This window comes from Microbacterium sp. 2FI, from assembly GCF_005502885.1.
Classification (GTDB): domain Bacteria; phylum Actinomycetota; class Actinomycetes; order Actinomycetales; family Microbacteriaceae; genus Microbacterium.
Genome location: NZ_SCMR01000019.1, coordinates 80,020 through 88,054, shown reverse-complemented (window position 1 = coordinate 88,054; position 8,035 = coordinate 80,020). Strand labels below are relative to the sequence as shown.

Annotated in this window: 8 protein-coding genes; 2 read left to right on the top strand and 6 right to left on the bottom strand. The window is 70.6% G+C overall.

Translation table 11 applies throughout. The features are described from left to right. Both FFS15_RS14465 and FFS15_RS14460 read left to right on the top strand, forming a co-directional pair. The coding region (locus tag FFS15_RS14465) for a hypothetical protein (RefSeq protein ID WP_212743169.1) at positions 1-1,668 on the top strand (1,668 nt) is incomplete at its 5' end. Between the two features lie 20 nt (positions 1,669-1,688). Continuing rightward, positions 1,689-3,698 carry a lysozyme gene (locus FFS15_RS14460; RefSeq protein WP_137845747.1) on the top strand — a complete coding sequence of 670 codons (2,010 nt, stop codon included), beginning with the start codon at positions 1,689-1,691 and terminating at the stop codon, positions 3,696-3,698. A gap of 74 nt (positions 3,699-3,772) precedes the next feature. Here FFS15_RS14460 and rplI read toward each other — a convergent pair whose 3' ends face one another. The 6 genes from rplI to FFS15_RS14430 all read right to left on the bottom strand — a co-directional run bounded on the left by rplI (position 3,773) and on the right by FFS15_RS14430 (position 7,972). Beyond that, positions 3,773-4,225 (bottom strand): 50S ribosomal protein L9, encoded by a 453-nt coding sequence (gene rplI, locus FFS15_RS14455; RefSeq protein ID WP_137845746.1) that lies wholly within the window; start codon positions 4,223-4,225, stop codon positions 3,773-3,775. Between the two features lie 10 nt (positions 4,226-4,235). Next, complete coding sequence (rpsR, locus tag FFS15_RS14450; protein WP_137845745.1) at positions 4,236-4,490, bottom strand: 30S ribosomal protein S18; 255 nt, start codon at positions 4,488-4,490, stop codon at positions 4,236-4,238. A 62-nt stretch (positions 4,491-4,552) separates the two neighbouring features. Further along, positions 4,553-5,071 carry a single-stranded DNA-binding protein gene (locus tag FFS15_RS14445; RefSeq protein WP_137845744.1) on the bottom strand — a complete coding sequence of 173 codons (519 nt, stop codon included), beginning with the start codon at positions 5,069-5,071 and terminating at the stop codon, positions 4,553-4,555. 4 nt (positions 5,072-5,075) lie between these two features. Further along, positions 5,076-5,444, bottom strand: coding sequence for a 30S ribosomal protein S6 (gene rpsF, locus FFS15_RS14440; RefSeq protein ID WP_137845743.1), 369 nt, complete (start codon positions 5,442-5,444; stop codon positions 5,076-5,078). 159 nt (positions 5,445-5,603) lie between these two features. Beyond that, positions 5,604-6,770, bottom strand: coding sequence for a CoA transferase (locus FFS15_RS14435; RefSeq protein ID WP_137845742.1), 1,167 nt, complete (start codon positions 6,768-6,770; stop codon positions 5,604-5,606). Next, positions 6,767-7,972 carry an acyl-CoA dehydrogenase family protein gene (locus tag FFS15_RS14430; protein WP_137845741.1) on the bottom strand — a complete coding sequence of 402 codons (1,206 nt, stop codon included), beginning with the start codon at positions 7,970-7,972 and terminating at the stop codon, positions 6,767-6,769. Before FFS15_RS14430 ends, FFS15_RS14435 begins: the two co-directional genes overlap by 4 nt. Positions 7,973-8,035: the final 63 nt, after the last annotated feature.

Sequence of the window (8,035 nt, the reverse complement as noted above, 5' to 3'; positions counted from 1 at the left end):
CCTCCGCTCGAGGGCGCACCGCCGCGCCCGGTGAGCGACGACGACCTCGCCGCCGACATGCAGGCGATCCTCACCGGCCAGAAGGTCTACGACCCGGCTGCCGGCGGGATGCGCGATCGGTCGGCGTCACCGCCCCCGCCCCCGCCGCCCGTCGAGACCAAGAACGAGCAGGCGATCTTCGACCGGATCGCCGAGAGCATGGCCTACGCCAACGCGTTCGACCTCGGCACGGTCGAGCTTTCGCGCCGGTTCGACGCGTTCGATCGCGCGGCCTCGCGTCCGGCATCCGCGTCCGTCGCACCCGTCGTTCCCCCCGCGCCGGCCCCGGCCGCCGACCACCTCGGCCAGCGCGAGTTCATCCAGGACCTCTCGGCCATCGAGCACACCCGGGCCGTCGTCGACACGATCGCCGTGCCGCTATGGGGACGGCTGCGCCTGACGCCCGACCGCGGTGCCGCGGCGCAGGTCGGCACCGTCGGACGCCTCGGCGCCGACCTCGCCAGACCGTTCTTCGACACCGGCGAGCATGTGCGCGCCGGCGACGAGATCTCGGTGATCCCGCTGCCGCTGCGGGGCGTGACCTTCAGCTACGGCGACATCATCGCGATGCCCGACTTCTTCGAGAATCCCGAAGACCTCGAGCAGGCAGGCTCCACGCAACTCGAGGCGCTGCGCGGCCACATCCGCCGCAGCGCCGAGCACTACCGCGCGCGCACCGGCAACGACCCGGTCACCGAGGCGGACTGGTCGGCGACGACGGGCGGGCGGTACCTGCGCCTGGCCGAGGACAACTACGCGCACTTCGCGCCGCCGTCGGTGATCGGCGAGTCGTTCGCGACGCAGCACACCGACAACCGGGCACGGTACGCGCAGCTGCACCAGCAGGCGCTGCGCGAATCGCAGCGCCTGCACCTCGCGCACCCGAGCGCAGCGCCGACACTCGAATCGGCGCTCGTGGTCAACGCCTTCGCCGACCACTTCCTCACCGACGCCTTCGCCTCAGGACACCTCATCAACAAAGAGCTCGTGATGGGCCGGTTCCGCAGCGGGTTCTACCGCAACAACGAGCTCACGCCCGAGGGCGCCGCGTTCTTCGACCGGGTCGCGCAGCGCGCGTTCCGCGGCGAAGTCGCCCGGCGCTTCAGCACGCTCGAGCAGGGCGCGCCGACGATCGACGTCGGCCCGATCGAGTGGCGTGCGAACATCAACAGCGCCGACCGCTTCGCGACGCTGCTCAAGCGCGCCGCCGTCGAGGAGCCCGGCAAGATCGCGCACGTGGCCGTGAAGGCACTCCACGACCACCTCAACAGCGCCGGGGTGCTCGTCACCAACGCCGCCGGCACCGCGCCGTGGCGCCTGCACGGCGACGAGGCGCTCGACGGGGCGACCCTCGCGGTCATGCGGCAGGCCGTCGCACAGTCGGTGGCGAACCTCAGCGACCCGTCGCTGCTGGCGAGCGGCGTCGACCTCGCCGCGTTCGTCGACCGCGTGTGGCGCCTGGCGCCGGTGCCGACCGAAGCGAGTCTGGCTCAGCTGCGCACGGCGCTGCAGACCTACACGTCGCCCACCTCGGTCGTCCTCAGCGATGCCGCCGCCGACCTCATCACGGCACAGCTCGACCAGCTCATCGAAGAACTCGTCTCCGCCGGCCACCTGCGCCACGCCTGACCCTCCCGAAGGAGGACCCCATGTCCACGACCCGCCTCGCACCCTCCCGCACCCCGTCCCGGGCGTGGAGCACGCCGCAGAGCGCGGCAGATCGGCAGCTCGTCGTCCTCATCCACAACGGGGGCATCGACCTCGGCATCCCCGAGCTCGTCGACAAGCTCATCGCCGCGATCCCCGGCGCCTCGACGGTCGTCTCCGACGACATGCGCGCGCGGCTGATATCGCTCATCCGCGACAAGCTCCGCGAAGTCACCGACACCCTCATCGAGTCGGCCGACCTCGCCCTGAACGAGTTCGGCGCCGCGAAGCCCTCGCTCTACGGCGAGGTCACGGTGCTGCGCGATTCGACGGCGACGTTCGCCGAGCTGCGCACGACCCTGTTCGACGCGACGCGCGCCGGCCGGGTGATCGACCTGCTCATCCTCAGCCACGGCGGGAGCGGGCGGTACATCGACGCGGCGGGTCGGGTCGGCGCCGACAGCATCCGGCAGCTGCGGGCCGAGTTCGGCGGGCCCCTGAGCATCCGCAGCGTCTACATGATGAACTGCGTCGGCTCGAGCCTGAACGGTCCGTGGCTCGACGCGGGCGCGCGCACGAGCGTCGGCACGCACGACAACAACTACCTCCCCGAGCCGACGACCCACTTCTTCTGGACGAAGTGGAAGGACGGCCAGTCGTTCGAGACGGCCGCGATGAGCGCCTACCGCGACACGATCGCCGCAATGAACGCCCTCGTGCGCGGCGTGATCGTCAGCTTCGGGATGCCGTTCTCGCTGCTGGCGTCACAGGTCGACTTCGCCGAATGGGACTTCGTCCGCGACAGTCGGCCCGAGGTGGTGGGCGCCGGCACCCTGACGATCTCCACCGACACGCTGCCGGCGCCGGTATCGGGCACTCACTCGCTGTTGGTCACCACGGTGCTGCCGACCCGGGCACCCACACGCGGCGTCTCGCGCGCGCTGTCGGCCGGGCGCGCCGTGTCGGCCGCCGGGCGCGCCTTCGTCACGCGCTGGGAGCGGCCGCTGCTGCCCCCCGGCGACGAGGGCGACGCCGAACTCACCCGCCGCATCGCGTCGGCCGAGGACTTCCTGTCGCTGAAGGTCGCCCACCCGCTCGCGCAGCACCAGATCGACGCTCTGGTGAGCTTCGCGTGCGGAATCGGCGCGCGGGCATTCAGCCGCTCGCGCGTGCTCACGATGCTGACGGACGGCGACACCGCGGGCGTTCCCGCCGAGATCTCGCGGTGGACGCGGGTGCGCACCGCAGGCGGCACCGCCGAGAGCCCGGCCCTCGCCGAGCGACGCCGTGCCGAGGCCGAGCTCTTCAGCGGCACGACGGCTCTCGCCGTTCCCGCCTCGCGCGAGGTGCGCGAGTACGCGTTCCAGCAGAACCCGCTCGCCGCCCTCACCGCCGCCGAGGCGATCCAGGTCGGGCTCGCGGCGGCCGCGATCGTGCAGACGCAGGTGAACGCCTTCCCGGGCGGCACGCTCAACGTCTCGTACGACAAGCAGCAGCGCCTGCTCACCCCCGAGGCGCGCCTGCAGATGCCCGGCGCCCACCGCCCCAAGTCGACCTACACGCGCGACCTGCTGCGGCTGCCGCAGGTGCGCGCGGGCACCGCGTACGCGCAGTTGACGATCGCCTGGGAGGGCAACGACTACGGCGAGATCTCCACGCCGATCGTCTCGCGCGACCTCGACCGTACGAGCGACTTCTCGCGCTCGGACGCGAGCATCGCGATCTCGGCGGTGAGCCGCATCCCCACCGGCACCGACCCGCGCACGTGGCCGCTGTGCTACCACTACGAGGGGCGCTACGACCCCGTCGGCAACGGCGACTGGACCTTCCTCGGCGACTTCGAGGTCAACGCCTTCGGTGGCATCCGCTTCACCAATCAGCGCGTCGCCGACCGGTCGCTCCTCGGCGACTCGTGGGGCCACGACAGCTTCCGCGGGCCCGACGTCACCGCCGCCGTCCCCACGATCCCCGACGACCAGATGGCATATCTGCGGGGGCACGTCCCCAACTGACCCCGAAACGACGGATGCCGTGACCCGCACCCTCCGAAGAGGGCGGGGTCACGGCATCCGGGTGTCGCACCGCCTTACTTGGCGGCGACCACCTGAAGGGTGATCACGGCGGTCAGATCGTCGCGGAGACGGATCGTGGCCTCGTGCTCGCCGACCGACTTGATCGGCGACGTGATGTGGATCTTGCGCTTGTCGAGATCGCCGAGGCCCGCGGCCTTGACGGCGTCTGCCACGTCGGCGGTCTTGACCGAGCCGAAGAGGCGACCTTCGGCGCCCGCCTTGACGGCGAGACGCACCTTGTTCGACTCGAGCGAGTCCTTCAGCGCCACAGCCTCTTCGTGGTCGTGGATCGCGCGCGACTCGCGAGCGGCGCGGATCGACGCCACCTGCTTCTCGCCACCGCGGGTCCAGGCCACAGCGAAGCCCTGGGGGATGAGGTAGTTGCGGGCGTACCCGTTCTTGACCTCGATGACGTCACCGGCGCTTCCGAGCCCGGCGACCTCGTTCGTGAGAATCAGCTTTGCCATCGGGTGCTCCTTAGCGGCCAGCGCCGGCGTAGGGCAGGAGCGCCATTTCGCGCGCGTTCTTGATCGCCTTGGCGATCAGACGCTGCTCCTGCACCGAGACACCGGTGATACGACGGGCGCGGATCTTCCCGCGCTCCGAGATGAACTTGCGAAGAGTGGCGACGTCCTTGTAGTCGATGACGCCGACACGGATCGCCTTCGCGGGGGCCGCGTTCTTCGCGCCCTTCCGCGGCTTGCGGCGGTCGCCGCTTGCCTTTCCAGCCATGGGTGTTCCTTACGTGTGGTGATCGGATGCAGAGGTATCGGCATCCGGAATCTGGATCTGAATCAGAACGGGGTGTCGTCGCCGTAAGCGCCGGGGGCGCTCCACGCGTCTGCACCGCCGGTTGCGCCGGCGCCGCCAGCGCTCGCGCCTGCCGAGCCGGGGGTCGACCACGGCTCGTCAGCGACCTGCGACTGCTGACGGCCCTGACCGCCGCCGCCGGCAGCGCGCGTGACCTGTGCGGTCGCGTAGCGCAGCGACGGGCCGATCTCATCGACCTCGAGCTCGATCGAGGTGCGGTTCTGCCCCTCGCGGTCCTGGTAGCTGCGCTGCTTGAGGCGACCGGTCGCGATGACGCGGGAGCCCTTCGTCAGCGAGCCGGCCACGTGCTCGGCGAATTCGCGCCAGACGCTCGCGCGGAGGAACAGCGCTTCGCCGTCCTTCCACTCGTTCGCCTGACGATCGAAGGTGCGAGGGGTCGACGCGATCGTGAAGTTCGCGACGGGGAGTCCGTTCTGCGTGTAGCGCAGCTCGGGATCAGCCGTGAGGTTTCCCACGACGGTGATGATCGTCTCGCCGGCCATCAGATCAAGCCTTCGCAGCCTTGGCGGACTTGCGAGCAGCCTTCTCTTCCGAGCGCTTCGCCTCGGCGGCGACCTGGGCGATGGCCTCTTCGGCGCGCAGCACCTTGGTGCGGAAGACGATGTCGCTGAGGTTCAGCTGACGGTCGAGTTCCTTGGTGGTGTCGCTCGTGGCCGTGAAGTTGACGACGGCGTAGATGCCCTCGGTCTTCTTCTGGATCTCGTAAGCAAGACGACGCTTGCCCCAGATGTCGACGTTCTCGATCGAGCCACCATCGTTCGTGATGACCTTGAGGAACTTGTCGAGGTTGGGGGCAACCTGGCGCTCGTCGATCTCGGGGCTCAGGATGACCATGAGTTCGTACTGGTGCGTCACTAACCCACCTCCTTCGGACTAGAACGGCTGCAGAGCATCTCTCTGCAGCAGGAGGGTGTGTGCACGTGTCCGGGCTTCCGCGCACAGGGGCGCAGCCGGACAACCTTCATAGTCTAGCGGATGCCTGGTCGGGGGCCGAATCGGATGCGGCGCGGGCCCTCAGTCGGCGAGGAAAGCGCGCAGCCACTCGCGATCGGCGTCGGGCGCGGGAGGCGCGAGCGGGTACGACGGGGGCGTCTTCGACAACGCGATCGGATGCCGCACCCCCGGCATCCGATCGCTTCCCGCCTCGGCCACGGGGTCGAGGCCGAGATCGCCTGCCCACGCGAAGGCCTCGCCGATGTCGAGGATCGGCGCGCACGGCACGCCCGCCGACGAGAGCACGTCGTACCAGTCGCGCGCGGGCTTGCGCTGGAGCGCGGTCTCGAGCAGGGGCCGCAGGTCGCCCCGGTTCGCGGAGCGCGCGGGTGCCGAGGCGAAACGCGGGTCTGCGGCGCGCGCGTCGAGACCGAGGGCGCCGCACAGCCGCGCGAACTGGCCGTCGTTGCCGACCGCGATCACGAGCGAACCGTCCGCGGTGGGGAAGGGTCCGTACGGGTAGATGCTGGGGTGGTCGTTGCCGAGGCGCTGAGGCACGACGCCTGCGAGCGCGAACGCTCCGGACTGGTTGACGAGCGCCGACAGCGCCGACGACAGCAGGTTCACCTCGACGCGCTGGCCCTCGCCCGTGGCGTCGCGATGGCGCAGCGCGGCGAGGACGCCGACAGTCGCGTGCAGGCCCGTGACGACGTCGACGATCGCGACGCCGGCCTTGGTGGGCCCTCCGTCGGCAGACCCGGTCACGCTCATGAGGCCCGAGAGCGCCTGCGCGAGCACGTCGTAGCCGGGGAGTGCCGAATCGGGGCCGAATCCCGTGATCGAGGCGTAGATCACGCCCGGATTGGTCTCGCGCACGGCGTCGTACCCGAGCCCGAAGCGGTCGAGCCCGCCGGGCTTGAAGTTCTCGATCACGACGTCGGCGCGTGCGGCGAGCGCGTGGGCGGTGGCGAGGTCGCCGGCATCGGCGAAGTCGAGGGTCACCGCTCGCTTGCCGCGATTCACCGACAGATGGTAGGTCGCCTCGCCGTCGCGGGCGGGCGGCATCCACTGTCGGGTCTCATCACCCGCCGGGCCCTCCACCTTGACGACCGTCGCCCCGAGATCGGCCAGCAGCATCGTGGCGTACGGCCCCGCGAGCACGCGGGTGAAATCGGCGATGACGAGGCCGGCGAGGGGGCCGCGCTTCGTCTCGCCTTCGGCTCGCTCAGCGACCGGGCCGTGCGTCACCGGAACGCGCCGATGCCGGTGAGGTGCTGTCCGAGGATGAGGGTGTGCACCTCGTCGGTGCCCTCGTACGTGCGCACGGACTCGAGGTTCGCCGCGTGGCGGATCGGGGAGTTCTCCAGCAGCACTCCCTCGCCGCCGAGGATCGTCCGCGCCTCGCGCGCGATCGCGATCGCCTCGCGGACGTTGTTGAGCTTGCCGAGCGAGATCTGCTCGGGGCGGAGAGTGCCGGCATCCTTCGCGCGTCCGATGTGGAGCGCGAGCAGCGCGCCCTTCTGGAGCTCGACGACCATGTTCACGAGCTTCTGCTGCGTGAGCTGGAACGCGGCGATGGGCGTCCCGAACTGCTCGCGCCGGAGTGCATGGCGGAGAGCCGCCTCGTAGCTGTCCCGTCCGGCGCCGAGGGCCCCCCACACGATGCCGTAGCGGGCCTCGTTGAGCGCCGAGAAGGGTCCGCGCAGTCCGCGCGCACCCGGAAGGACGGCGGATGCCGGCAGCCGAACGTCGTCGAAGTGCAGCTCGCACTGCACCGACGCCCGCATCGACCCCTTCGGCTCGAGGACGACCGCCTCGAACCCGGGCGCATCGGTCGGCACGATGAAGCCGCGCACGCCGTCGTCGGTCTGGGCCCACACGACCGTGAGCTGGGCGATCGAGGCGAGGCCGATCCAGCGCTTTGCTCCGGTGAGGATCCAGTCGGCGCCGTCACCGTCGCGGTCGCGGCGCGCGAACGTCTTCATGCTCGAGGGGTCGGAGCCGGCTGTCGGCTCGGTCAGGCCGAAGCTGCCGATCACGTCGCCCGAAGCCATGCGCGGCAGCCACTCGCTCTTCTGCTCCTCGCTGCCCCACCGGTGGATCGACCCCATCGCGAGCGACCCCTGCACCGAAACGAACGTGCGGATGCCCGAGTCGCCCGCCTCGAGCTCGAGCGCGGCGAGACCGTACTCGACGGCGCTGCGACCGGGGCAGCCGTAGCCGTCGAGGTTCATCCCGAGCACACCGAGGCGGCCGAACGCCGGCGCGAGCTCGGCGGGGAAGTGCCCGCGATCGAACCAGTCGGCGATGTGCGGGCGGATCTCGGCGTCGACGAATGCGCGCACGCGGTCGCGCACGGCGATCTCGTCAGGGGTGAGCTGCGCGTCGAGATCGAGGACATCGGATGCCGCGCGCAGCGCCTCGAGGTCGTCGGGGTTCCTGGGGTGCATTCGCGGCCTCCTCGCCGTACGTCTGCAACGATCTTGCCCGACGAAGCGCCCGGCCGCGCCGGT

Excerpts from the sequence above, each read along its gene's own strand:
- FFS15_RS14445 (WP_137845744.1), bottom strand. The coding sequence starts at position 5,071 with ATGGCCGGCGAGACGATCATCACCGTCGTGGGAAACCTCACGGCTGAT.
- rplI (WP_137845746.1), bottom strand. The coding sequence starts at position 4,225 with ATGGCAAAGCTGATTCTCACGAACGAGGTCGCCGGGCTCGGAAGCGCC.
- FFS15_RS14430 (WP_137845741.1), bottom strand. The coding sequence starts at position 7,972 with ATGCACCCCAGGAACCCCGACGACCTCGAGGCGCTGCGCGCGGCATCC.
- FFS15_RS14460 (WP_137845747.1), top strand. The coding sequence starts at position 1,689 with ATGTCCACGACCCGCCTCGCACCCTCCCGCACCCCGTCCCGGGCGTGG.
- rpsR (WP_137845745.1), bottom strand. The coding sequence starts at position 4,490 with ATGGCTGGAAAGGCAAGCGGCGACCGCCGCAAGCCGCGGAAGGGCGCG.